We start from the raw sequence: 24,409 nt of genomic DNA, 5'->3' as shown, positions 1-24,409 counted from the left end.
GGATTCGCCCTCAGTCCTCCAGTTCGGCGAGCCAGCGCAAGGCGCGCAGGCCCGGCACGAAGCAGTACTCACCGCCGCGGGTGACCACGAAGCTGGGCAGGTTCTTCAGGCGGCGCCGGACCGGCTTCTCCGGGATGGTGACGGTTCCGGTTCCGCCGTGATGTCCGGCCACCGGGTCCTTCTCGCCGGGATAGCCGATGAAGTTGCCGTCGTTGACCCACTCGGCCTTGATGAACTCAAACTGCCGTTCCAGATGGGCCCCGAGAAAGACTCCGACGAGGCCGCGGTCGGCACCGTCGTCCTCCAGTACGCCCTCGGGCAGCGGCGGGCCGTAGGTGGTGCCGCGGCGGATCAGGCGGTGCATCCGTGCGTCGCCGATGATGGTGGAATCACGGGGGTTGGTGCGCCGGATGTGCGCACCGGCCGGGCACCGGTAGCCCCGGTCGTCGTTCTCCCGGTACAGGAAGTTGTTGACCCGGTGCGGATCGGCCGCCAGCTCCGGATCATCGTGCTCCGGTGCCAGCGTCAGCGGCGCCCCGCTGGGCCAGCGCCCGATCATCTTCGCCGCCAGGAGGGCCTCCTCCTCGGCGCTGGGGCTGTTCGCGCGCAGGTACTGCCGCCAGGCCGCCACGTTGGTGTGGACCTTGCGCACGGCCGCGTAGGTCCCGTTGCGCCCCAGCACATCGGGGCTGGGCATGGGCGGCAGATTGCCGGTCTCGTCGGGGTAACCGAGAATGAACTCGCCCGCCTTGATGGGAACTTCCTGCGGGTTCGAGCCAGGTAGCCCGACGCCCTCGATATTCGGATGGCTGATGCCGTCGCGGAATCCGAAGGTGGTTCGCCCGGTCGGGAGCTGGTGAACATCCTGCTGCCAGATCACCTGGACGCCGGGCGTGTCCTCGTAGGCGACGCGGGCCCGCTCCAGCTCCTTGTCCAGTTGCGCCGCATCGGAGGACAGGGCGCTCAACGCGATGTGGATGTCGCCGGTACCGAACGGTGCTTCCCAGTGGGCCGGGGCGCTCTCGCCCACGTCGCCGATCAGCTCCGCCCGGGCGGCCATGCCTTCACGAAACGCCTGCGGAAAGCTGTCCAGCGACTGCTGGGGCACCCCCAGGGCCCTCAGTCCTTGGTAGGTGAGCGCCACAGCCACCCAGGCTTCCTGGATCCGGTCCGTGCCGGGCAGTCCACCCGAGGTCACCGGGAGCAGCCGCCGCAGCAGGGCGCGCCCGGCGTGGCGGTCATCGACGCGCAGGAAGACGAACTTTCCCTCATAGGGAACGGGCCGTGGACGCAGCGCCCCGCTTTGGACGTCGTCGATCTCGACGCGCACGCCGCTCGCGCTGCTGCTTGCTGTCGCATTCATGATTGCCTGTGTCTCCACATCGGTCTCTGCCCGGGCAGCCCGGCAGCGACTGGTCCGCGTCCGCCGACGCGGTCCACAGACGTGGGGTCGGCTCTGAGTGTTGGTTGTGTCGGGGGGCTAGGCCGAGGCTTCCTCCAGCAGCTTCTGGAAGGCCGGCGTCCCCACCAGCTCCGCGTTCGCCGGGTTGTCCAGCATCGCCCGGAACTCGGCGGTGTCCAGCAACGCCTCGAACGCCTCGTCCACGCGCTGGTCCTTGTAGATCTGCTGAACGGTCAGGTCGGGATAGGCGCTGACGAAGACCCCCGCGGGCTCTTGCTGGGCGACGAACCAGTCTTTCGCCCCTGGGTCGGTGACGCCGGGGAACCCTTCGCAGTGCGAGAAGACCTTGTCGAAGCGGGCCCCGACTACCGTCTTGGCGAAGTCGTCGATGTAGGTGTCCCAGGAGCCGTCGAAGACGCTGGCGAACATGAACCGGGTGTCGTTGTCGAAGATCACGTGCCGTGCGTCATGCAGGGTGCCGATCTGGCGTACCGCCGCATGGACGTTCTCGTCAGATGCCGCGTCGGCCATCGCGGCCAGATCCTCACGCAACGCATCAGCATGGCCCGGCTTGATCTTGGTGAAGACGGTGAACTCGCTGCAGACCCCGTCCGACCTGCCCGGTCGCTCGGGGTGAGCCGATTGGGTTGCACCTGTCGTCGCAGTCATCGTGAGATTCTCCTGCCACGGATCGGTGCGAGGGTCGCCAAGCGCTCGAACATGGGAGGCCATCGCCCTCACGTATCAATCCTCACTGCGGATGCGCTGCCTCGCATCTCCGCCCTGGGCGTTGGTCACCTGGGGCGGATTCCCGGGAAGCTCTGGCACTGCGGGGTCCAGCCAGCCCGGTGCGGCAGGCCAATGCCGGGGTACTCGCGTGTCCCGAGAAACTCCCGAGGACAGATCCGGCCAAGCGCAGGAAGATGGAACTGGTGTGACGTGCCGAGTACGTCGTCGTCGCCATTCTCGGGCAGCCACTTCCGCGCGGCCGTGAAGACAGCGGCGCAGCCGATCGCACAACAGCCCGGTGCGCCGCCCAGGCGGGGCATCGGTTGCCCCAAGCCCTGCTCCACTGGATCGCCACCCTGATCCCCACCTGGAGGCAACCATGGGCGCAGTTCTCGGTGACGTGCTGGGTTTTGCGGCCGCCGTCGCGATCAGCCCGCTCCCGATCATCGCCATCATCCTCATACTCGCCACGCCTCGGGGACGTCTCAACGGACCTCTCTTCACCGTCGGTTGGATCCTGGGACTCTCGGCACTGGGCGCGGTAATGCTGGCAATCGCTTCCCCCGCAGGTGCCTCGGCCCACAATCAACCGGCCACCTGGGTGGGAATCCTCAAGCTCGCTCTGGGTGTGCTCCTCGTCTTCTTCGGCGCCCGGCAATGGCACCGGCGCCCGAAGGATCCCTCACAGGCCCAGCTGCCGAAGTGGATGGGTGCGATCGACCGCCTCGCGCCGGTCAAGGTCTTCGGACTCGGACTGGCCCTGGCCGCGCTCAACGCCAAGAACGCCCCGCTGACCATCGCCGCGGCCGCCTCCATCGGCTCAGCCGGACTGCCGGTCGGGCAGCAGATCACATCGCTGGCAATCTTCGTCCTGATCGCCACCCTCGGCCTGCTGGCCCCACTGGGAGTCTTCCTACTCGGGGGAGAGCGAGCCAAAACCACACTCGGCAACTGGAAAGACTGGGCAGCTCAGCACAACGTCGCCGTCATGGCGGTCCTGTTCTTCGTCCTCGGACTGAAACTGCTCGGTGACGGCATCGCCATCCTCACCCGCTGACGGGTCTACCCACGCGTTGTGCGCTGCGGCGGTGGTTACGAACGTGTGGACGCCGCAACTGGCTGCGGCCGTGCGCGCACGGAACAGCCCTTTCTTTAGGGAAAGTCGCCGACCAGCCTCCCAAAGGTCGCCGGCTCGTCTGCCCCCCATACCGACCCACCCAACTCCCATCCCGTCCGCCGTCGACCCACACACCGTGGAGCGGGCGTGGTTCATGGCGTCCAGGTGGAGCGCGCCACTGTACGAACGACTGTGAGGATTGGTCGTGGCACCGCTCGGCGGCCTGACCCACCGAACGATTGACGCTTCGGGCTGTCCTTTCCAGGAATCGTCGGCGGTCTGGGCGGTGCCGCTATGCACGCGGCCGGTCGAGCGCCTGTGACCTCATAGCGCCTCTGTGTGTCAAGCGGCTTGAGCGAGGTGGTTCCGTTGGTCACGTTTCATGATCCGGTAGACCACGTTAGACAGGCGGCGTTTGAGAGCCCTTCGGGCCTCTGCCGGTGTCTTCCCTTCCGCGATCTTGCGCAGGTAGTAGTCCTGTCCGCGTCCTCCGTCGCGGATCTCGGGCAGCCTTGAGAGCCGGCTCGGCGAGTGGCCTGACGGCGGACCCCACCATGTACTTTGCCCCGGCCTCCGCCCGTGTCGGCGGCGACCAATGCGGGGCGGCGCTGACCGTGGGCGACTACAACGCCGACGGCAAGGCCGATGTCCTGGCCTTCTGCCCCGGCAGCTATGCCATGTGGGTCATCGACGGCGCCACCCGCACCGTTCAGGACACCGCCCCGCAGGAGCTGACCGGCGCCGCCTCGCCGATGTCGCTGACCTCGGCCGCCAGCGCCGACGCGGCCTCCGGCGACATCAACAAGGACGGCTATCCGGACGCCCTGGTCACCTTCACCCAGTGGGACGGGACCAGCCCCCTCTACGTCCTGCCCGGCTCCGCCAGCGGACTGCACACCGACACCGCCACCAGCCTCGAGGGGTCAGGCGGTGTGGACCTCGCGATCGGCGACCTCAACAAGGACACCTACCCCGACGTCGTCGTCGGCCAGCCCAAGGCGGTCAACGGCGGCCGCATCACGGCCTACTATGGTTCCACCACCGGTCTGACCGAGGCAAACAAGACCACCCTGGACCAGGAGTCCACCGGCATCCCCGGCGCCAGCGAAACAGGCGACGACATGGGCGCCTCCATCGCCATCGGCGACACCAACAAGGACGGCTACGCCGACGTCCTGACCGGCCTGCCCGGCGAGGACCTCACCTTCAACGCAGCCAACCAGGCCGACGCCGGCACCACCCTCCTGATCAAGGGCTCCGCCACCGGCCTGACCGGCACCGGCTCCCTCTCCCTCAACTCGAGCACCGTCGACGCCACCGGCGACATGGCCGGCGACCCCGAACCCGGCGACCGCCTCGGCACCTCCACCGCCCTGCTCGACGCCACCGGCGACGGATACGCCGACCTGGCCGCCGGCGCCAGCGGCGAGAACACCGGCGACGGCATGGTCCTCATCGCCAACTCCAGCACCACCGGCATCCAGGCCGCCACCAGCTCCGGCCCCAGCATCGGCACCTTCAACGTCCCCGCCGGATCCCACATCGGCGACGTCCTCGCCCCCTGACCCCACCCGCAGGAGTCAATCCGCCATGACCACCACCGCACCCGAACGGGCCACAGACCAGGACGCAGGGACTGAAGCCGCCGCTGAAGCGGTGGATGAGGTGCTGTCCTCCCGCTGGAAGGCCCGCCTGTCGAAGTGGGGTGTCCCCGCGCTGCTCGCCGTCGCAGGCGTGGCTCTGATCGTCGGCGGGCTGGCCCTCACCTGGGGCGGCGGCGACCAGAAGCCGGCGCCCTACACGGTTCTGGTCGCCTACCAGGTCACCGGCGACGGCACCGCCAACATCACCTACCTCGACAACCTCAAGGACGGTCAGGAGCAGAACACCTCCTACGGCCACCGGCGCAAGGCCCACCTGCCCTGGCACGCCTCCGCCCACGTCACCCCCGATAGCGGCCCCGCCACCGTCACCGTGCAACTCGGCGCTGGCGGTGGCCACGCGTCCTGCCGCATTACCGTGCGCGGCCGCGAAGTCCAGATGGCCACCGCCTCCAGGGCGTACGGGCGTGCCGTGTGCACCGCCGACATTCCGCCCCGCCAGAAATAGCCCCGAGCCTGTCCGGCGCCTGTGTGACACCTGAGCCCCCTGGTGCGCTGGAGAAACGTGGCGGCCGGTCGGCCAGATCCCGAGAGCGACGAGCAGAACCATCACAGGACGGAACCCTATGGACCACGGCATGGCCGGCACGCGCAGGACGACGGGCAGACGGCGGCTGCGGCACCGGCGGTGGCGGACGATCGGCGTGCCGTCGCTGGCCACCGCCGTCCTGGGATCGGGCGTACTCGCCGCGCTGGCCCTCGGTGTCACGGACAGCGAGCAGCGCGCACAGGGGCCGCAGGCCCGGCCTGCCGCGGTGCGCACGCTGGCGCTGGGCGGGTCCTCCGCGACAGGGCGGTCCCGTCAGCAGACGGCCACCGGCCCGTTCTCGCTGGTCGGGGTGAGCTGGGCGGCGGCGAAGGAACGGCTCACCGGCACGGTCGAGGTCCGCACGCGCGGCATCGAGACCGGTGAGTGGAGCGACTGGCGCACCCTCGAACTACCCGACACGCCCGCCGACTTGGGTCGGGACGGCAGCGGTACCGGGTTGCGCGGCGCCACCGAGCCGTTGTGGGTCGGCCCGTCCGACGGCGTCGAGGCCCGCATCGACGGCAAGCGCAAGCTGCCCGCCTCACTCCGTCTTGACCTGGTCGACCCGGGAGTACGGGAGGCAGGGGGTGGCATCGGGCCGGTCGCGTACGAGGCCGCCACCCCGTCCGCATCACCGTCACCGTCACCGTCGCCGACGTCGGTGACCGGTCCGCGCTGTCTGGACGGGCTGAGCGCACCGCCGACCACCCCGGCCTCCGGGCCGGTCCCGAAGCCGGCGATCATCTCGCGGGCGCAGTGGGGCGCGGACGAGACGATCGTGCAGTGCCCCACCGTCTACAGCCCGAGCGTCAAAGCCGTCGTCGTGCACCACGAGGCGGGCAACAACAGTTACAGCTGCGCCCAGTCCGCGGCCATGGTCCGGTCCATCCAGGCGTACCACGTCAAGACGCAGGGCTGGGGCGACATCGGCTACAACTTCGTGGTCGACAAGTGCGGGCAGATCTTCGAGGGCAGCAAGGGCGGGGTCGGACTGCCGGTGAAGGCGCGGCACACGCTCGGCTTCAACCCGGACACCGTCGGTATCTCGCTGCTGGGCAACATGGAGACTGCGAAGCCGAGCAAGGCGGCGCTTAAGGCCATTGCCCGGATCGCCGGGTGGAAGCTCGGCTTGTACGGCGAGAAGCCGGGCGAAACGGCCACGCTGACCGCCGAGTTCGACAACGGCCGCTACACCGCGGGCCAGCAGGCCACCGTGCCGAGGGTCACCAGCCACCAGGACCTCATGGCCACCGCGTGCCCGGGCGCCAACCTGCACGACCAGCTCACGGCTCTGGGCACCCTGGCCGCGTCCACGACGGCCTCGGCCTCCCCGGCCGCTTCCGACACCAACCGCGACGGCGTGAACGACCTTGTCGCCGGGATGCCCAAGGGGGCGAGCGGTGGTCAGATCGCCGTCGTGCCCGGTGGCCTGAACGGTCCCGTTGCAACCGCCAAGAAGCTGATCTCGCAGTCGAGTTCGGGCGTGCCGGGCACGGGTGAGCCGGGCGACGAGTTCGGCGCCGCCACGGGGACCGGGGATGTCAACGGCGACGGCTACGCGGACGTCGTGGTCGGCCAGCCCGGCGAGGACGACACGATCGGCCATGCCGACCGGGGCGCCATCACCATCTTGAACGGTCCCGGTCTCAACTCCGGTTCCACCTACACCACCGCAGGAGTCCCGGAGGCCGGGGCCCGTCTCGGCTCCGCAGTCACCGTCGGCGACTTCAACGCCGACGGCAAGGCGGACATCTTCGCCGCCGGTACCGGCAACGGCGGCTCCTGGAACGTCCACCTCACCGGCAAGTCCACCCAGTACGGCACCCTCACCACCACCGGCACCCTCGCCTACGAGGCCGCCGCCACCGGCGACTTCAACGCCGACGGGTACGCGGACGTCGCCCTCAACTACCGCGACCCGAGCGGTATCGGGCGGTTCGTCTGGTTCAAGGGCGGCACCAACGGCCTGACCAAGGTCGGCGCGCTCACCGTCAAGGGCGGGCGCTCCGTCGCCGCGGGCGACCTCAACGGCGACGGCACCGACGACCTCGCCATCGGCCAGCCCTACACCGCCGAGTCCGGCGCGGCAACGGGCGGCCAGGTCACCGCGATCTACGGCACCACGGGCAGCGGCCTGACCGCGACCGGTGCCAAGGCGATCAGCCAGGCCACGTCCGGAGTGCCCGGCGCGGCCGAGTCCGGCGACGCGATGGGCGCCTCGGTCGCGGTCGGCGACTACAACGCGGACGGCTACGCCGACGTTCTCACCGGCGCCCCGAACGAGGACATCACCCGCGACGCCACCAACCGCTCCAACGCCGGAACCACCCTGCTCCTCAAGGGCAGTTCAGCCGGTCTGGCCGGCACGGGCGCCGTGGCGATCTCCCAGGACACCAGCGGCGTCCCGGGCGCCACCGAGACCAACGACAACCTCGGCTCGGCCGTCGCCCTGACCGACCTGTCCGGCTATGGCCGCAGCGACCTCGTCCTCGGCGCGGCGGGCGAAGACGCAGGCGACGGCACGCTTCTCTACCTTTGATCTTGGCCAGTGCTCCGCCGTTTACGGCGGGGGTGAAGGCCATCTCAGGGCTGCTCTGACCCGCACGTTCGCACGGGTCCGCAGTGTTGTCCTCAGCCGGTGGGGCGCTGCTGGTTCTCGATGTACTGCTTGACGACGGTCAGCGGTGCGCCGCCGCAGGATCCGGCGAAGTAGGAGCCGGACCAGAAGTGTCCGCCCCATAGGTAGCGGCGGACGTGGCTGTCGTATTCCTGGCGGAGCCTGCGGGAGCTGACGCCCTTGAGGGAGTTGACCAGTTTGGAGAGCTGGACCTTGGGCGGATAGTGCACGAGCAGATGCACATGGTCCTGCTCGCCGTTGAACTGCTTGAGTTCGGCCTCGAAGTCGGTGCAGACGTCGCGCATGATCTCCTCGGTGCGCGTCAGCATGGCGTCGGTGAATGCCTTACGCCGATACTTGGTGACGAATACCAAGTGGACGTGAAGGTTATAGACGACGTGACGGCCGGTGCGCACGTCAGGATTCGGGTTCCATCGTGGTGACATAAGCCAACTGTAGTAGGGTGATGGTCATGGGTGAACTCGTGTGGGAGAAGCGGCAGTTCGGGCACCGCGCCCGGCTGGCGCTGACGCCTGCACAGGTCCGGCTCATGGATGACCAGGCGCACGCGGCACGCGCGATGTGGAATCAGCTCCACGACCTGTGGCAGATGACGCCGAAGTGTCAGCGCGCTCTGACGCGCATGGATCAGGCGTTGCGGCAGGCCCGCAAGGAGATCGACTGGTACGCGGTGCTGCCCGCGCAGGCCGCGCAGGCGGTACTCAAGACGTACTTCCAGGCGTGGCGGAACTGCTGGGACGGGCGTGCGGACGAGCCGAACTTCAAGGCCCGCTTCCGCACGGCATTGTCGGTGGACATCCCGCAGGGCCGGGACTTGCAGATCAAGCGAGTACACCGACGGTGGGGCATGGTCAACATCCCCAAGGTGGGCCGTGTCCGGTTCCGCTGGACCAAGGATCTCCCCGTCGGCAAGCTCGCCAACAAGGAGAACCGGATCACCGGGGCACGGCTGGTCAAAGACGGGCTCGGATGGCACATCGCCTTCCGTATCCAGACCCTTGAGCCCAAGCCGGAGCCCCACCAGGGTCCCGAGGTCGGTATCGACGCCGGGGTGAACCTGCCGCTTGCGCTGTCCGACGGCAACCACCAGGACCACGACCGGCCGCCCCGACTCCCGGACGGCACCGCCGACCGGGACAAGTGGCTGAACCCGGATGAGAAGGCCAAACTGCTCCGCCTGGAACAGCGCGCCGCGCACCGCAAGAGCTTCCGCAAGCCGAAAGAGCGCAGCTCCAACCGGCTGCACGCCACCTACGACCAGATCAAGCAGCTCCGCGCAAGAGCCACGCGCCGAGCAACCGACTGGCAGCACAAGACCACCACCGCCATCGCCAAGCAGTACGGCACGGTCGTGGTGGAGCAGTTGCAGATCACGAACATGGTCAAGTCCGCCAAGGGAACCATCGAGAACCCGGGGAAGAACGTCGCGCAGAAGTCCGGCCTGAACCGTTCCATCAGCCAAGAGGCGTGGGGCCGCACCGTGACACTGCTGACGTACAAAACCGCCCGAAACGGCGGAACCCTGGTCAAGGTCCCCGCCCCGAACACCTCCCTGCGCTGCTCCGCGTGCGGATTCATCACGCCCGGCAGCCGCGAAGACCAGGCCACGTTCGTATGCAAGAACCCGGACTGCGGATGGTCGGCGAATGCCGACTGGAACGCGGCCCGGAACGTCTTGCACCTGTACCGGATCGGCCTCGTGACGATCCCGGCTGCCGGGAGGGCAGTCGTCAGGCGCACCCGTGGCGTCAAGCCCGCTGCCGCAAGGTAAGCAGGAATCTCCTTCCTGAGCCTGCGAAGGGAGGAGAGCACTTCAAGTCCCCTCGGGCAGCACCGGCCTGGGCCTGAGTTCGGCTACGTACAACGGCAAGACCCTGCTCGGCACCGTCACCGGGGCACGACTCGGCGGCGTCCTCGCCCCCTGACTGTCACTGTCCGTGATCCGTCGAGGGGTGCATCAAGGTCAGCAGCTAGGTGCCGAACTCGGCGGGAACGGACCGAGGTGGCAGTCTCACGACCCGCTGCCGTTCGGGCGCTCGCCGTGGGCGTCTCCTATCTGTCGGCCGTCATCTGGCGCGAATGCCGGGTGGGCGTGGACTCGGAACGATGCTGGCCTATCTCGGTATGGTGCTGGGCACTTTGCTCGTGGGCGCACACATCGCCGTTGTGGTCGGAATCGTGCTAGTGATCGTCTGCGTATGGGCGGCCCTGGCCAAGCGCATCCACATCGACCCTGCGGTCGTGTCGGCCCCATCCGCAGAGGAACAGGTCTGCCGCAACGCGTACGTCACTGCTGCCTCCCTCCTGCGCGCGTTCCCTGCCATCAACGAACGTCAGACCACGTTTGAGATCTCAGCGCGCAACGCCAGCGTGATCGGAAACCTGGTTGACCTGTCGTGAATGATGAGGACGTGATCTCCAAGGAACGCGCCGTCGAGCTCGTCGAGTCGCTGTTGGCCGCAGAGCGGCTGACATGGGCGGGGCCGGTCCGTGAGCTGGTCGTCTGCGACGTGGAGGAGCACGCGGTCGGCTGGCTCGTCTTCTGGAACTCGGCGGAGTACGCCCGCACCCGTGATCCGCGCGACAACCTCGTTGGCAGTGGCCCTTACCTGGTGGACCGGCACGACGGGAGCATCCACCACGTCCCCGCCACCACGTGGATAGCCGAGGACTGGGAGGAGCTCTACCTCCGGCAGATCAAGGGCGTCAGGGCGCCTGACCCGCTGGCCGCCTCTGTCCGCGCACTCGTGAACTCCGCCGGGGTTGTGGCCGCGATGAGCCACCTCCGAAAGCAAGCCCCGCGCTTGAGCCTGCAGGAGGCAAGGACCTACGTCATGGCCGTCCGGGACGGAGCCGAGCCGTCGGAACAGCTGGCGAACCTCACCCGGGAAGAGGAGAACTGTCCGCCTCTGGCTATCGAAACGCTGGCTGGCCCGGACCAGTAGCAGTCAGGTCGAGGGGCCGAGGTCCAGACCGTTTCGCTGGTCCACGGCGGGTGAGTCGACGGACCATGATGCCGATCATCGCCCAGCGGACCATGGTCTCCGAATGCGCCGGGCTTGTCTCGTAGTCACGGGCCAGGCGTCGGTTGGCGATGATCCACGACAGCGAACGTTCGATTGCCCACCGCTTCGGTTGCACTTGGAAGCCTCGCTGGCCAGGGTCCTTGCGGACAATCTCCAGCTCGCGGCCGAGGATCTGGGTGGCCCAGTCCACCAGGCGGCCAGCGAAGCCCTGGTCGGCCCAGATCTTCCGCACGCTCGGATGGTCGAGGCGGGTCCACAGTAGCGGGCGCTTTCCGCCGTCGCGGTCCTGCACGTTCGCGGCGACCACGTCACGGGCGGCCTTGGCTGAAACTCCCCAGATTCTCCCCGGGTTCAAGTTTGGCCCGCAGTGTGGTCTAGGAGACTGCGTGCAGAGGGGGGCAAGAGCCCGAGATTGCACCGTTGTGCGAGGGTGGTTCGCTCGCCGCGATAGCGTCGTGGCAGATGATCTCGGTATCTTCATGCGGAAACTCCCCAGATACTCCCCAGCGTCAACGGTTGGCCACTTGTGAGGTAGCAGGCAACTCCCGGGGCGTACCTCGGGGTACCGGGCCCTGTCGGCCGTATAGCCTGGGAAAATGCTCACGGAAGTAACTGTGACCCGCTATGTCATGCCCCTTCGGGAGGGCGGGTCTCTGCCTGGTTTGGTCGAGGCGGATGACTTGGGTGTTTACGTCGTGAAGTTCACCGGCTCCGCGCAGGGCCGCAAGGCACTCGTCGCGGAGATCGTCGTCGGTGAGCTCGCGCGACGTCTCGGCCTGCGCTTCCCCGAGCTGGTCCTCACGCACTTCGACCCCGAGGTGGCTGCCCACGAGCCGCACCAGGAGGTCCAGGACCTGCTGCGCGCGAGCGACGGGCTCAACCTCGGGATGGACTTCCTGCCGGGCGCGAAGGACTTCACGCCCGAGGTCGCCGCCGCCTTCACGGTCGACCCGCTGGAGGCCGGGAAGATCGTGTGGCTCGACTCCCTCACGGTCAACGTGGACCGCACGATCCACAGTTCGAACCTGATGATCTGGCCCACCTTCGGCATCCAGGAGCCGAAGCTGTGGCTGATCGACCACGGCGCGGCCCTGATCTTCCACCACCGCTGGGACGCGTCCGCGCCCGACAAGGCGTACGACTTCCGCCATCACGCCCTCGGCGCCTACGGGCCCGACACGGCGGCCGCCGACGCGGAGCTGGCCCCCCTCGTCACCGAGGAGATGCTCCGCGAGATCACCGCTCTCGTGCCCGACGCGTGGCTGACCGACGAGCCGGGCTTCACCTCGCCCGACGAGGTCCGCGAGGCATACGTCTCCTACCTCGCGGCCCGCGCCCGTACCTCCGCCGCCTGGCTGCCGAGGGACTTCCCGTCGCGCGACCAACTCGCGGCCGCCGACGCGCGCCGCGCCGCCGACACGGAGAAGGGCCGCCCCGACTGGCTCAAGCGGGTCCCCGACCTGCACGGCAAACCGGCCGCCGAACAGGACTGGTCCGTCCACCTCGGCTGACCGCCCGATGAAGGCTGCGCGCAGCGCATGCCTTCAGGGGCGCGGGGGAACCGCGCGACCAGCCCCCCACCGGGGCCGCGCGGACGAAAACACAAAGCCCCCGGCGCTGTGCGGTGCCGGGGGCCATGGTGCGGTCGATCAGCGGAGCTGCTCGTACGCGGGCAGCGTCAGGAAGTCCGCGTAGTCCGCGTCCAGGGAGACCTGGAGGAGGAGGTCGTGGGCCTGCTGCCACTTGCCGGCCGCGAAGGCCTCCTCGCCGATCTCGGCCTTGATGTTCGCGAGCTCCTGGGCCGCGACCTCACGGGCCAGGTCGGCTGTGACGGTCGTGCCGGAGTGCTCGCCGCCCTCGAAGACGACACCGGCGTTGATCCACTGCCAGATCTGCGAGCGGGAGATCTCGGCGGTGGCCGCGTCCTCCATCAGGTTGAAGATGGCGACGGCGCCGAGGCCGCGCAGCCACGCCTCGATGTAGCGGATGCCGACCTGGACGGCGTTGACCAGGCCGTCGTAGGTGGGCCGGGCGTCGAGGGAGTCGATCGCGATCAGGTCGCCGGGCGCGACGGACACGTCCTCGCGCAGGCGCTCCTTCTGGTTCGGCTTGTCGCCGAGGACCGCGTCGAAGGACGCCATCGCGATCGGGACCAGGTCGGGGTGGGCGACCCACGAGCCGTCGAAGCCGTCGCCGGCCTCGCGGTCCTTGTCGTTCTTGACCTTCTCGAACGCGACCTTGTTGACCTCGGCGTCGCGCCGCGACGGGATGAACGCCGCCATGCCGCCGATCGCGTGCGCGCCCCGCTTGTGGCAGGTGCGGACGAGGAGTTCGGTGTAGGCGCGCATGAACGGGGCCGTCATCGTGATCAGGTTGCGGTCCGGCAGGACGAACTTGGCGCCGCCGTCACGGAAGTTCTTGACGATGGAGAACAGGTAGTCCCAGCGGCCCGCGTTCAGGCCGGCGGCGTGGTCGCGGAGCTCGTAGAGGATCTCGTCCATCTCGTACGCGGCCGTGATCGTCTCGATCAGGACGGTCGCGCGGACGGTGCCCTGCGGGATCCCGACGTAGTCCTGCGCGAAGACGAAGATCTCGTTCCAGAGGCGGGCCTCCAGGTGCGACTCAGTCTTCGGGAGGTAGAAGTACGGGCCCTTGCCGAGCTCGATCAGACGCTTGGCGTTGTGGAAGAAGTACAGGCCGAAGTCGACGAGCGCGCCGGGAACGGGGCGGCCGGCCTCGTCCTTCAGGTGGCGCTCGTCCAGGTGCCAGCCGCGCGGGCGCATCACGACGGTCGCGAGTTCGTCGTTGCCCTTGAGGGCGTACGACTTGCCGGTGCGCTCGTCCGTGAAGTCGATGGTGCGTGTGTAGGCGTCGACCAGGTTGACCTGGCCCAGGACGACGTTCTCCCAGGTGGGGGCCGAGGCGTCCTCGAAGTCCGCGAGCCAGACCTTGGCGCCCGAGTTGAGGGCGTTGATGGTCATCTTGCGGTCGGTGGGACCGGTGATCTCGACGCGGCGGTCGTTCAGCGCGGCCGGCGCGGGCGCGACGCGCCAGGTGGTGTCCTCGCGGATATGAGCGGTCTCCGGGAGGAAGTCGAGCGTGGAGGTGCGGGCGATCTCGGCGCGACGCTCCGCGCGGCGGGTGAGGAGCTCGTCACGCCGGGGCGTGAACAGCCGGTGCAGCTCGGCCACGAAGGCGAGGGCCGCGTCCGTGAGCACCTCTTCCTGCCTGGGCAGGGGCTCTGCGTCGACGATGGCCAGCGGGGACGGCGCTGGTGCGGACATGAGCTGTCACTTCCTTCAGCGAACGGGCGCGGGCGGCACCGAGTGCCGTGGGCGCCGGGACACGACTACGGACCCCGCGCGGGGGGACCGGCCCTTCTGAACAGTGGATACTAGTTTCCTCATTGTGGAAGTTCAATGGTTTGTTGATGTCGAGATTCTTCGGGACGACATAACGTGGCGCTCGGTGCCAGGCTCCTCACGCCCCGTTCATGTGCCTCACTCACCACTCATTCAAGGTGCTTGAGGTCGGCCTCGGTGTCGATGTCGTAGTCATCGGCCACATCGCCGCACTCCACGAGCGTGAGCTCCGAGGCGTGCTCCTTCAGGTAGGCGCGCGCCCCGCGGTCCCCGGCCGCGCTCGCCACGATCCCCGGCCAGTGCTCCGCCCCGAACAGGACCGGATGCCCGCGTTCCCCGTCGTACGCGGCCGCCGCGAGGGACTCCGCCGACCGGTACGCGGCCCGGACCCGAGCCACCGCCGGCGCCCCGACGCCCGGTTGGTCCACAAGGAGTACGAGCGCGGCCGACGCCCCCGTCCCGGCGAGCGAGCCGAGGCCCGCCCGCAGCGACGACCCCATGCCCTCCTCCCACGCCGGGTTCTCCACGAGCACGCACCCCGTGAGGTCCGCCCGCGCCCGTACGTCGTCGGCGGCGGCGCCGAGAACGACGTGGACGCGCTCGCAGCCGCCCGCGCGCAGCACCGCCACCGCGTGCTCCACCAGGGGGCGCCCGCGGTGCGTCAGGAGCGCCTTCGGCCGCCCGCCGAGCCTGCGCCCGCCGCCCGCCGCGAGCAGCAGTCCGGTCACCGGAGCGTCATCCGTTGCGTGTGTCATGAAGCCTGGATACCTCACCGGGTGCCCCGCGCGCCGACCGCCGGGACACTCGTGAGGCCGGAATTCGGTCGGCACGGTGGCGGGCGCGGCAGAAAGTGGCGTTTACTGGCCGGCGACCCCGATGCGGCGAGTCCGGCCAACGCCCCGCCGGGGTCGCGGAAGGCGTCGGACGTGCGGAACGCGCACGTGCGCGGTCGCACAAAGGCGTGCGAGGGGGGAGAACTGTGTTGCGGAGCGTGGGGCAGAAGCTGGTGGCGGTCAGCGAAGAGGATCCGCGGGTGACGGAGTTACGCGCCGCGGTGTCCAGGCTGCGCCGTGAACTGGCCGCCCATCCGGCCGAGTTCCCCGACCGGGGGGTCGCCGAGGACGAACTGGCCGCCCTGGACGCGATGGCCGCCGGGGGTCTCCCCGAGATCCCGCGCCTGCGCCGCTCCCTGCTGCTCATCGCGGGCGCGATCGGCTCGGTCAGCGCCCTGGCGAAGGGCCTCGGGGACGTGCGCAAAGCGGTGGAGCTGTTCGGCGGGCCGCCACTGTACTGACCTCGTAAGCGAGTTGGCGGCCCCTCGGCCCGGCGTCACGCCACCCAGTGGGGCCGGCCCGGCTCGTCACCCGTCGTGCCGAGGCCGTCCGCGAGCGTCTGCGCCAGGCGGCGCACCGCCTCCCTGGCGACCTCGGGCGGCTGGGTGTACGGAAAGCGCAGCCGGTGCTCGTGCGTGCCCGGGTCCGCGCCGAAGCGGGAGCCGCCCTCGATGCGCACCCCGTGCCGCAGCGCGGCCCGGGCGAGAGCGGAGGCGATCGGGCGGCCGAGGTCGATCCAGAGCGACAGGCCGCCGGGCGGCAACTGCCAGCGCCACTCCGGAAGTTCACGCGCCAGGTCCTCGGCGAGCGCGTCCCGCTGGGCCCGCATCCGCGGCAGGCGCTCGCTCAGGACCTCGTCCATCCGGTCGAGCAGCCGCAGCGCGACGAGCTGGTCGAGCACGGAACCCGACATGTCGAACGGCACCCGTGCCGTGGCCAGTTCCGTGATGAGCCGCGACCCGGCCCGCACCCAGCCGATGCGCAGGCCGCCCCAGTGGGTCTTGCTCAACGAGCCGACAGTGACGACCTGTTCGCCCGCGCCGTGCGGGGCCAGCGAGGCGAACGGCGCGGGCGCCGGCACGTCCAGCGCGATGTCGGCGACCGTCTCGTCCACGACCAGCCAGGTCCCCGTCGCCCGCGCCACATCGAGGAGCCGCACCCGCTGCTCGCGTGGCATCAGCCGCCCGGTCGGGTTGTGGAAGTCCGGGATCAGATAGGCGAGCCGTGGCGCGGTCTGCCGCAGCGCCGACTCGAACAGGTCCGTGTCCCAGCCGCCGTCCGTGACCGGCACCGGTGTGGCCCGCATCCCGCCCCTGTTCAGCGCGTCCAGGGCGTTCGGGTACGACGGGTTCTCGACCAGGACGCGGTCGCCCGCCCTCGCGAGGAGCCCCAGGGTGAGCGACACCGCCTGCTGGGCGCCCGAGGTGATGAGGATCTGCTCGGGGAGCGTCGGCAGGCCGCGCCGCGTGAACCGCTCGGCGACCGCGGCCCGCAGCTCGGGAAGCCCGTACGGGTGGTAGCCGGGTGTCGACGCGTGCCGGGGCAGCAGTGCGCTCGCGGCGGCGAGCGCGTCGGCGAGTTCCGCCTCGGGTGCGCCGGGCGCCGCGACGGCGAGGTCGATCACGTCGTCGCCCGCGGGGAAGACGGCCACGCTGGCGGGCCGCTGCCCCTCGGGCAGCTCGGTCCAGGTACCCGCCCCGCGCCTGCTGTGCGCGTAGCCGCCCTCGCGCAGCAGGTCGTAGGCGGCGGTGACCGTGGCGCGGCTGACACCGAGTGCCGTGGCCAGCTCGCGCTCGGCGGGCAGCCGGGTGTGCAGCGGGATACGACCGTCGAGCAGCAGGGTGCGCACGCCCTGGGCGAGGGCGCGGTAGCCGGGCCTCTCCCCGGCGGTCACCGCCAGGAGGCCGGCGAGGCGGCGGCTGCCCAGGGATCTGTTCATGCTGTCCGTGCCCGGGGTGCTCAAGGCGTGGACCACTCGATTGCCTGCCATGCCAACTCTCCGTTATTGGCCCTGCTGTCCAGGCCAATCAGCGTACAGACTCGACAGAGGTCAGGGGCTTTGGCCTGGGGAACGGCTGAGGAGGCATGCCATGGACGGGTACGGGGCGGGCTGTGTCACGGACCGTTTCGAACGAGAGATGCAGCGCCGCGCGGAGGCGCGCACCGCGCGCCCGGCGGGCGCCTGGGTGCGCGCGCTCGTGAACGGGAAGCGGCGCAAGGGGAGGAAGTCGTGACCGGGGTTGCGGTCCGGCACTCCGAGTCAGTGGCCGGGCAGGTCGTCGTCGGGGTGAGCGACTCGCTCGGCGGGCTCGCGGCGCTGCGCGCGGCCGCCGAGCAGGCACGCCGCTCGGGCCGGGTCCTCGTCGCCGTCCTCGCCTGGGAGCCGCCCGAGGGCGAGGGCATGTACGCCCGGCGCCCCGACCGGCAGTGGGCCCGGTACTGGCACGGCGAGGCCCGTGCCCGCCTCGACCGCGCCTTCGCCGAGGCCCTCGGCGGGCCGCCCCGGGACGTGGACCTGGTACGCCGTGTGGTCAGGGCCGGGCCGGGCCGGGCCCTGCGCGACGCGGTGGCGGGCCCGGACGACCTGCTCGTCATCGGCGTCCACGCACGCCGCATGTGGCGCGGACGGATTCACCGCTACGTCGTCGCGCACGCCGGCTGCCCGGTCCTGACCGTGCCCGCGCCGCCGCTGGCCCGGCACGAGCTGCGCGCGCTGCGCCGGGCGAGCGCGCACGACTTCGCGGCGGCGGGTCCGGCAGAGTGAACGGGGACGGCGCCGCACGAGCCCGCGTGCGGTGACGGCCGCCGGGCGCGGGGCGGATCTCCGGCGCGGTCGTGGGGCGCGCGCCGTGCCGGCCGGTGCTGACGGTGCCCGTGCCTGGCTCGGCACGGGCTGCGGCGGGTGACCGCAGGTGACTTCGCGGCGGTGGGGGCCGGCAGGCCGGACGGTGGTTCAGCGGCGCATCAGGCCGCGTGCGGTGGCCGCGGCGACCGCCGCCGTGCGTGAGTCGACGCCCAACTTGGCGTAGATGTGTACCAGATGGGACTTCACCGTCGCCTGGCTGAGGAACAGTTCCTTGCTGATCCGCTGGTTCGACAGGCCGTCCCTGACGAGCTGGAGGACCTCCAGCTCGCGGCGGCTGAGCGCCTCGGCCGGGGCCCGCATGCGGTCCATCAGGCGGTGCGCGATCGCGGGCGCGAGCGCGGACTGGCCGGAGGCCGCCGTGCGGACCGCAGCCGCGAGCTCCTCCGGCGGCGCGTCCTTCAGCAGATAGCCGGACGCGCCCGCCTCCACCGCGGCCAGGATGTCCGCGTCCGTGTCGTACGTGGTCAGGACGAGGACGCGCGGCGCACCGGGCCTCGCCGCGATGGCCGCGGTCGCCTCCGAGCCGTGCATCCCGGCGCCGAACTGGAGGTCCATGAGGACGACGTCGACCCCGCCGCCCGCCGCGAGCTCCACGGCCCGCTCTGCCGTGGCGGCCTCCGCGGCGATCTCGAAGTCGGGTTCGGCGTCGAGGACCGCGCGGAGCCCGGCGCGTACGACGGGGTGGTCGTCGGCGAGCAGGAGCCGGATGGTCACGCCACCCCTCCCACCACCGGAAGAGGGAGCGTGATCGCGACCGCCGTGCCCTGCCCCGGCGCCGACTCCACCGTGAACGTGCCCCCGAGGGACTCGACGCGTGAGCGCATCGCGGGCAGGCCGAACCCGCCGTCACCGGCCGGGGCGGACACGGGGTCGAAGCCGCGGCCGTCGTCCACGATGTCGAGGGCTACGGCCGTGTCCATGAAGCTGAGGGTGATCTCGGCGCGGCGTGCACCCGCGTGCCGCACGGTGTTGGCGAGCGCCGACTGCGCGATCCGCAGCAGCGCGACCTCGTACGGCGTCGGCAGCCCCGCCGGCGTGCCGCTCTCCGTGAAGCGGACGGTGAGCCCGGGAGCCGTCGCGCACAGCCGCTCCAGGGCCCCGGCGAGTGACCCGTTGTCCAGGTCCGGCGGGGACAGGGCCCGCACGAAACGGCGGGCCTCCGCCAGGTTGTCCTGGGCGGCCGCTCGCGCCTGTTCGATGTGCGGGGCGGCCGGGGACTGCGGCGGCAGCGCGCGCTGGGCCGCGCGCAGCAGGAGCTGGATCGAGGACAGGCCCTGCGCGAGGGTGTCGTGGATCTCGCGGGCCAGTCGCTCCCGCTCAGCGAGGGTGCCCGCCGTGCGCTCCGCGGCGGCGAGTTCGGCGCGCGTCGCGATCAGCTCCTCGATCAGGTGCCGTCTGCGCTCGCTCTCGCGGTACAGCGTCTGGTAGCCGATGACCGTCGCCACGGCCACGGCCGCGCCGAGGAGCGGCCCTATGAACGCCCCCGGGTTGAGCGGCTGGCCATGACGTACGTACGAGGCGATGGCCGCGCCCGCGGTAAGCGTCACGGCGGGCACGCCCCAGCGGGCGGGCAGCAGATGCAGTTGGAGGAAGTACAGCGGGAACGCCAGCCACAGGCCGTCGGGGGAGAGGACGAGGAGCACCAGCCACACCGCGCACAGCGCCCCGAGCCACAGCGCGGCCCCGGCCCGCGTGGCCCGTACGGCCGGGATCAGCGGGCCCGCGCCGTACACGACGGCCAACACGACCGCGGCGGCCACCACGGCGCCCGCCCCCGCGGAGTCCTCGGCGAGTGCCCGGCCGGCGACCAGCACGAGCAGCCCGGCCATCAGCAGATGCAGGCACAGGCGCAGGACGCGCAGAACGGGGGTCAGGGAACGTGGATCCATACCGTCACCAGCGTAGGCAGAAGATCCCGGCCCGCGGTCAACCGAAAGTTTGAAAGGTGGCTCCTTCCTTCGATTCGGGTGAAGCGTGCTGTGGCGCGATGCCCGGGACGGGGGCCCGGCCGCAGGCTGGGGACCATGTTCGTCGCATGGAGAGATCTACGGTTCGCCAAGGGCCGGTTCGCGCTGATGGGAAGCGTGATCGTGCTGATCACGCTGCTCGTCGGCCTGCTGTCCGGCCTGACCGCGGGCCTGGCCCGGGACAACACCTCGGCGCTGACCGGGCTGTCCGCCGACCATCTGGCCTTCGCCCGGCCCCCGGACGGCCAGGCGGTGTCGTTCACCGGGTCGACGGTCGGGGCCGAGCAGTGGCGCGCGCTCGGCGCGCGCCCGGGGGTGGACAGCGCGCAGCCGCTCGGCATCAGCACCGTCAACGCCGAAGCGGGCCGGCACACGGCGGCCGTGTCCGCGTTCGGCGTGCGGCCCCGCTCGGGGCTCGCGCCCGACACGACGGCACCCGGCACGGCCGTCCTGTCCCAGCAGGCTGCGGACGATCTGGGCGCGCGGCCCGGTGACCGTATCGCCCTGTCCGGTACGTCCCTGACGGTGAGCGCGGTCGCGGGCGACGCCTCGTACAGCCACACTCCTGTCGTCTGGATCGACCTCGGCGACTGGCAGAGCGTGGCGCCGGGCGGGCAGCGCTCCGGGGAGCAGGCCACCGTGATCGCCCTGTGCACCGGGGACGGCGCCGACCTGGGCGGCGCGGACCGTGCCGCGGGCACCGAGACGCGGACCGTCGACGGGGCGCTGGAGGCCATAGGGTCCTACCAGGCCGAGGACGGCTCGCTCCAGCTGATGCGGGGCTTCCTCTTCGTCATCTCGGCGATGGTCATCGGCGCGTTCTTCACCGTGTGGACGATCCAGCGCAGCGGCGACATCGCGGTCCTCAAGGCCCTCGGCTCCTCGACGCCCTATCTGCTCAAGGACGCGCTCGGGCAGGCCGTGGTCATGCTCGTCGGCGGCACGGTCCTCGGTACGGCGCTCGCGGCGCTCATCGCCGTGTTCGTGCCCGACAGTGTGCCGTTCGTCATGGAGCCGCTCACCACGCTCGGCCCGGCCGCCGTCATGACCGTCCTGGGCGCGGCCGGCGCCGCTCTGTCCATCCGGCGCATCACCGCCGTCGACCCCCTCACCGCACTCGGGAGCGCCCGATGAGTCTCGACCTCGACGAGATCACCCTGACCTACCCGGACGGCGACGGCCGCATCACGGCGCTCGACAGGGTGACGCTGCACGTCCCGGCCGGGACGTGCACCGCCGTCGTAGGCCCGTCCGGCTCGGGGAAGTCCAGCCTCCTCGCGGTCGCGGCGACGCTGGTCACGCCCGACAGCGGCACCGTGACAGTGGGCGGCACGCCGACGGACTCGATCGGCCCCGCCGAACGCGCCGAGCTGCGCCGCCGCTCCCTCGGCATCGTCTTCCAGCAGCCCAACCTGCTGCCGTCCCTGACCGCCCTCGAACAGCTCCAGGTCATGGCCCACCTGGACGGCCGCAAACCGCGCGAAGTACGGGAGCGGGCGGGGGAGTTGCTGGCCGCGGTCGGGCTCACGGACCAGGCGCGCCGCCGCCCCCACCAGCTGTCGGGCGGTCAGCGCCAGCGCGTCAACATCGCCCGCGCCCTGATGAACGAGCCGTCGGTCCTGCTCGTGGACGAGCCGACGAGCGCCCTCGACCACGAGCGCGGGGCGGCCGTACTGGATCTGCTCGCCCGCCTCACGAGGCAGCGCGGCACCGCGACGGTCCTGGTCACGCACGACCGGGCGCATCTCGCGGTGGCGGACGAGGTGTGCGAAATGGTGGACGGGCGGCTCACGACGGCCGGCCCGTCCCGTGACACCGCGGGCGGTGCCCGTTACACGCCGACCCCGGAGCTCGACAGCGCCACCGACAACTCCTCGGCGACCTGCTGAAGCACCGGAACGATCTTCTCGGTCGCCGCGTCGGTGACGCGTCCCGCCGGGCCCGAGATCGAGATCGCGGCGGCCGTGGGGGAGTTGGGCACGGAGACGGCGAGGCAGCGCACGCCGATCTCCTGCTCGTTGTCGTCGACCGCGTACCCGGCGGTGCGCACCTCGGCGAGCGCGTCGAGGAAGCCTTCGGGCGTCGTGATCGTCTTCTCCGTGGCGGCCGGCATGCCGGTCCGCGCGAGCAGCGCGCGCACCTCGTCGGCCGGGGTGTCGGCGAGCAGGGCCTTGCCCACGCCCGTCGAGTGCGGCAGGACGCGGCGGCCCACCTCGGTGAACATCCGCATCGAGTGCTTGGACGGCACCTGCGCGACGTACACGATCTCGTCCCCGTCGAGCAGCGCCATGTTCGCCGTCTCGCCGGTCACCTCGACGAGGCGGGCGAGATAGGGGCGGGCCCAGGTGCCGAGCAGGCGGGAGGCGGACTCGCCGAGGCGGATCAGGCGGGGGCCGAGCGAGTAGCGCCTGTTGGTCTGCTGGCGCACGTAGCCGCAGGCGACCAGGGTGCGCATCAGGCGGTGGATCGTCGGCAGGGGAAGGCCACTGCTCGCGGAGAGCTCGCTGAGACCCACCTCGCCCCCGGCGTCGGCCATCCGCTCCAGGAGGTCGAAGGCGCGCTCGAGGGACTGGACTCCGCCGGTCGGGGCGGAAGGGCCAGAGGACTTGGTGCTGGCGCTTGACGTCGGCACGGGCGCGTTCCTTTCGGGGCGGAAGGGCAAGGCTGCAGCCTACCCGGCGGTCACTGTGGGGGGTGTGGCACGGCCCGGGTTGTTCCGGCCGGTCAGGGGGTCTTTGTCCGGGTGTCGCCGGGCCACACCCGTGCTCCCTTGACGGTGTCGTCGTAGATAGCTACGTTCTGGCTTACGGAATTATAATTCCACTTTGTGGAAACGTCCAGGACGGCGTCGCCCCGTACGAGACGGGTCTTGACGGACCCTGGACCGGAGTGAAAACTCCTTCAACAGAACGTTGAATTTACTGAGAGGGGCTCGGGTGTCCGACGTCGAACTGGTGCTGCGCTCGACCCGCGTCATCACCCCCGAAGGCACGCGGCCCGCGTCGGTCGCCGTCGCCGGGGGAAAGATCGCCGCCGTCCTTCCGCACGACGCGGACGTACCGGCCGGCGCCCGGCTCGAGGACTTCGGTGACGATGTCCTCATGCCCGGCCTCGTGGACACCCATGTCCACGTGAACGACCCGGGGCGCACGGAGTGGGAGGGCTTCTGGACGGCCACCCGCGCCGCGGCGGCCGGCGGCATCACCACGATCGTCGACATGCCGCTCAACTCGCTGCCGCCGACGACGACCGCGGCCAACCTCCGCACCAAGCAGGACGTCGCCGCCGCCAAGGCGCACATCGACGTCGGCTTCTGGGGTGGCGCGCTGCCCGACAACGTCAAGGACCTGCGTCCGCTGCACGACGCCGGCGTCTTCGGCTTCAAGTGCTTCCTCTCGCCGTCCGGCGTGGACGAGTTCCCGCACCTGAACGGTGACCAGCTCACCGCCTCCATGGCCGAGATCGCCGGGTTCGGCGGCCTGCTCATCGTGCACGCCGAGGACCCGCACGAGCTGGACGTCGCCCCGCACAACAGCGGTCCCAAGTACGACGACTACCTCGCGACCCGGCCGCGGATCTCCGAGGACGTCGCGATCAAGGGGCTCATCGACACCGCCAAGCGGATCGGCGCCCGCGTCCACATCCTGCACCTGTCCTCCTCCGACGCGCTGCCGCTGATCGCCGAGGCCAAGGCCGAGGGCGTCAAGCTCACCGTCGAGACGTGCCCGCACTACCTCACGCTCACCGCCGAGGAAGTCCCGGACGGGGCGAGCGAGTTCAAGTGCTGCCCGCCCATCCGCGAGGCCGCCAACCAGGACCTGCTGTGGCAGGCGCTCGCCGACGGCACCATCGACTGTGTCGTCACCGACCACTCGCCGTCGACCGCCGACCTGAAGACCGACGACTTCGCCACCGCGTGGGGCGGCATCTCCGGCCTCCAGCTGAGCCTCTCCGCCATCTGGACCGAGGCCCGCGAGCGCGGCCACTCCCTCGACGACGTGGTGCGCTGGATGTCCTCGCGCACCTCGGAGCTGGTCGGCCTGGACGACCGCAAGGGCGCCATCGCCGCCGGCCGCGACGCCGACTTCGCGGTCCTCGCCCCCGAGGAGACGTTCACCGTCGACCCGGCCGAACTGCAGCACCGCAACCGCGTCACCGCCTACGCGGGCAAGACGCTGCACGGCGTCGTGAAGTCGACCTGGCTGCGCGGTGAACGCATCGTCGCCGAGGGCGAGTTCACCGCTCCCGCCGGCAAGCTCCTCGAAAGGAACAACTGATC

The 24,409-nt window shown here is 70.6% G+C and carries 24 protein-coding genes; 14 read left to right on the top strand and 10 right to left on the bottom strand.

Annotation, left to right across the window (positions count from 1 at the left end; genetic code table 11):
* Window positions 1-10: 10 nt before the first annotated feature.
* The gene (locus tag OG456_RS07315) at window positions 11-1,363 is read right to left on the bottom strand and encodes a Dyp-type peroxidase (protein WP_266558395.1); all 1,353 of its coding nucleotides are present in this window, start codon (window positions 1,361-1,363) and stop codon (window positions 11-13) included.
* A 117-nt stretch (window positions 1,364-1,480) separates the two neighbouring features.
* Window positions 1,481-2,134 carry a hypothetical protein gene (locus OG456_RS07310; RefSeq protein WP_266569104.1) on the bottom strand — a complete coding sequence of 218 codons (654 nt, stop codon included), beginning with the start codon at window positions 2,132-2,134 and terminating at the stop codon, window positions 1,481-1,483.
* A gap of 376 nt (window positions 2,135-2,510) precedes the next feature.
* On the opposite strand from OG456_RS07310, the gene OG456_RS07305 reads away from it, so the two are divergent.
* The 4 genes from OG456_RS07305 to OG456_RS07290 all read left to right on the top strand — a co-directional run bounded on the left by OG456_RS07305 (window position 2,511) and on the right by OG456_RS07290 (window position 7,977).
* Window positions 2,511-3,188 (top strand): GAP family protein, encoded by a 678-nt coding sequence (locus OG456_RS07305; protein WP_266558393.1) that lies wholly within the window; start codon window positions 2,511-2,513, stop codon window positions 3,186-3,188.
* Between the two features lie 614 nt (window positions 3,189-3,802).
* Complete coding sequence (locus tag OG456_RS07300; protein ID WP_266558391.1) at window positions 3,803-4,813, top strand: VCBS repeat-containing protein; 1,011 nt, start codon at window positions 3,803-3,805, stop codon at window positions 4,811-4,813.
* A 25-nt stretch (window positions 4,814-4,838) separates the two neighbouring features.
* Entirely contained in the window at window positions 4,839-5,357 is a 519-nt protein-coding gene (locus OG456_RS07295) for a hypothetical protein (RefSeq protein ID WP_266558389.1), read from the top strand.
* Between the two features lie 130 nt (window positions 5,358-5,487).
* Window positions 5,488-7,977, top strand: coding sequence for an FG-GAP-like repeat-containing protein (locus OG456_RS07290; protein WP_266558387.1), 2,490 nt, complete (start codon window positions 5,488-5,490; stop codon window positions 7,975-7,977).
* Between the two features lie 92 nt (window positions 7,978-8,069).
* Here OG456_RS07290 and tnpA read toward each other — a convergent pair whose 3' ends face one another.
* Window positions 8,070-8,501 carry an IS200/IS605 family transposase gene (gene tnpA, locus OG456_RS07285; RefSeq protein ID WP_266558385.1) on the bottom strand — a complete coding sequence of 144 codons (432 nt, stop codon included), beginning with the start codon at window positions 8,499-8,501 and terminating at the stop codon, window positions 8,070-8,072.
* A gap of 26 nt (window positions 8,502-8,527) precedes the next feature.
* Here tnpA and OG456_RS07280 point away from each other — a divergent pair, with 26 nt between their 5' ends.
* The 3 genes from OG456_RS07280 (at window position 8,528) to OG456_RS07270 (ending at window position 11,021) form a co-directional block, all read left to right on the top strand.
* Window positions 8,528-9,847 carry a transposase gene (locus OG456_RS07280; RefSeq protein ID WP_266558383.1) on the top strand — a complete coding sequence of 440 codons (1,320 nt, stop codon included), beginning with the start codon at window positions 8,528-8,530 and terminating at the stop codon, window positions 9,845-9,847.
* 335 nt (window positions 9,848-10,182) lie between these two features.
* Window positions 10,183-10,476, top strand: a complete 294-nt coding sequence (locus OG456_RS07275; RefSeq protein ID WP_266558381.1) for a hypothetical protein — start codon at window positions 10,183-10,185, stop codon at window positions 10,474-10,476.
* 11 nt (window positions 10,477-10,487) lie between these two features.
* On the top strand, window positions 10,488-11,021 hold the full coding sequence (locus OG456_RS07270) for a YrhB domain-containing protein (RefSeq protein ID WP_266558379.1): 534 nt from the start codon (window positions 10,488-10,490) through the stop codon (window positions 11,019-11,021).
* Here the strand turns inward: OG456_RS07270 and OG456_RS50805 are convergent.
* A complete protein-coding gene (locus OG456_RS50805; RefSeq protein WP_353963609.1) occupies window positions 10,990-11,583 on the bottom strand; it encodes a transposase in 594 nt (197 codons plus the stop codon). The genes OG456_RS07270 and OG456_RS50805 overlap by 32 nt on opposite strands.
* A 115-nt stretch (window positions 11,584-11,698) precedes the next feature.
* On the opposite strand from OG456_RS50805, the gene OG456_RS07265 reads away from it, so the two are divergent.
* Window positions 11,699-12,613, top strand: coding sequence for a HipA family kinase (locus OG456_RS07265; protein WP_266558377.1), 915 nt, complete (start codon window positions 11,699-11,701; stop codon window positions 12,611-12,613).
* A gap of 138 nt (window positions 12,614-12,751) precedes the next feature.
* Here the strand turns inward: OG456_RS07265 and aceB are convergent, their stop codons facing one another.
* Window positions 12,752-14,386 carry a malate synthase A gene (gene aceB / locus OG456_RS07260; RefSeq protein WP_266558375.1) on the bottom strand — a complete coding sequence of 545 codons (1,635 nt, stop codon included), beginning with the start codon at window positions 14,384-14,386 and terminating at the stop codon, window positions 12,752-12,754.
* Between the two features lie 227 nt (window positions 14,387-14,613).
* Window positions 14,614-15,219: an NTP transferase domain-containing protein gene (locus tag OG456_RS07255; RefSeq protein WP_266558373.1), complete on the bottom strand. Its 606-nt coding sequence runs from the start codon at window positions 15,217-15,219 to the stop codon at window positions 14,614-14,616.
* 224 nt (window positions 15,220-15,443) lie between these two features.
* Between OG456_RS07255 and OG456_RS07250 the strand changes: the two genes are divergently transcribed.
* Window positions 15,444-15,758 carry a DUF5955 family protein gene (locus tag OG456_RS07250; protein ID WP_266558371.1) on the top strand — a complete coding sequence of 105 codons (315 nt, stop codon included), beginning with the start codon at window positions 15,444-15,446 and terminating at the stop codon, window positions 15,756-15,758.
* 35 nt (window positions 15,759-15,793) lie between these two features.
* On the opposite strand, the gene OG456_RS07245 is transcribed toward OG456_RS07250, so the two are convergent.
* Window positions 15,794-17,287, bottom strand: coding sequence for a PLP-dependent aminotransferase family protein (locus tag OG456_RS07245; protein WP_266558369.1), 1,494 nt, complete (start codon window positions 17,285-17,287; stop codon window positions 15,794-15,796).
* A 100-nt stretch (window positions 17,288-17,387) separates the two neighbouring features.
* On the opposite strand from OG456_RS07245, the gene OG456_RS07240 reads away from it, so the two are divergent.
* Both OG456_RS07240 and OG456_RS07235 read left to right on the top strand, forming a co-directional pair.
* Entirely contained in the window at window positions 17,388-17,531 is a 144-nt protein-coding gene (locus OG456_RS07240; RefSeq protein WP_266558367.1) for a hypothetical protein, read from the top strand.
* A complete protein-coding gene (locus OG456_RS07235; protein WP_266558365.1) occupies window positions 17,528-18,061 on the top strand; it encodes a universal stress protein in 534 nt (177 codons plus the stop codon). The genes OG456_RS07240 and OG456_RS07235 overlap by 4 nt, the downstream gene beginning before the upstream one ends.
* Before the next feature lie 189 nt (window positions 18,062-18,250).
* Here the strand turns inward: OG456_RS07235 and OG456_RS07230 are convergent, their stop codons facing one another.
* Window positions 18,251-18,877: a response regulator transcription factor gene (locus OG456_RS07230; protein WP_266558363.1), complete on the bottom strand. Its 627-nt coding sequence runs from the start codon at window positions 18,875-18,877 to the stop codon at window positions 18,251-18,253.
* Window positions 18,874-20,052, bottom strand: coding sequence for a sensor histidine kinase (locus tag OG456_RS07225; RefSeq protein WP_266558361.1), 1,179 nt, complete (start codon window positions 20,050-20,052; stop codon window positions 18,874-18,876). The genes OG456_RS07230 and OG456_RS07225 overlap by 4 nt, the downstream gene beginning before the upstream one ends.
* Before the next feature lie 135 nt (window positions 20,053-20,187).
* Here OG456_RS07225 and OG456_RS07220 point away from each other — a divergent pair, with 135 nt between their 5' ends.
* Window positions 20,188-21,264, top strand: coding sequence for an ABC transporter permease (locus OG456_RS07220; protein ID WP_266558359.1), 1,077 nt, complete (start codon window positions 20,188-20,190; stop codon window positions 21,262-21,264).
* The gene (locus OG456_RS07215) at window positions 21,261-22,019 is read left to right on the top strand and encodes an ABC transporter ATP-binding protein (protein ID WP_266558357.1); all 759 of its coding nucleotides are present in this window, start codon (window positions 21,261-21,263) and stop codon (window positions 22,017-22,019) included. The genes OG456_RS07220 and OG456_RS07215 overlap by 4 nt, the downstream gene beginning before the upstream one ends.
* Here the strand turns inward: OG456_RS07215 and OG456_RS07210 are convergent.
* Entirely contained in the window at window positions 21,962-22,762 is an 801-nt protein-coding gene (locus OG456_RS07210; protein WP_227298117.1) for an IclR family transcriptional regulator, read from the bottom strand. The two genes, OG456_RS07215 and OG456_RS07210, sit on opposite strands and share 58 nt — an antisense overlap.
* A 304-nt stretch (window positions 22,763-23,066) precedes the next feature.
* Between OG456_RS07210 and allB the strand changes: the two genes are divergently transcribed.
* Window positions 23,067-24,407 carry an allantoinase AllB gene (gene allB, locus OG456_RS07205; RefSeq protein WP_266558354.1) on the top strand — a complete coding sequence of 447 codons (1,341 nt, stop codon included), beginning with the start codon at window positions 23,067-23,069 and terminating at the stop codon, window positions 24,405-24,407.
* Window positions 24,408-24,409 lie beyond the last annotated feature (2 nt).

Source organism: Streptomyces sp. NBC_01446 (assembly GCF_026340095.1).
Lineage (GTDB): Bacteria > Actinomycetota > Actinomycetes > Streptomycetales > Streptomycetaceae > Streptomyces > Streptomyces aureus.
Note: the sequence above shows the minus strand (reverse complement) of the source record. Positions and strands in the feature narration are given on the sequence as shown.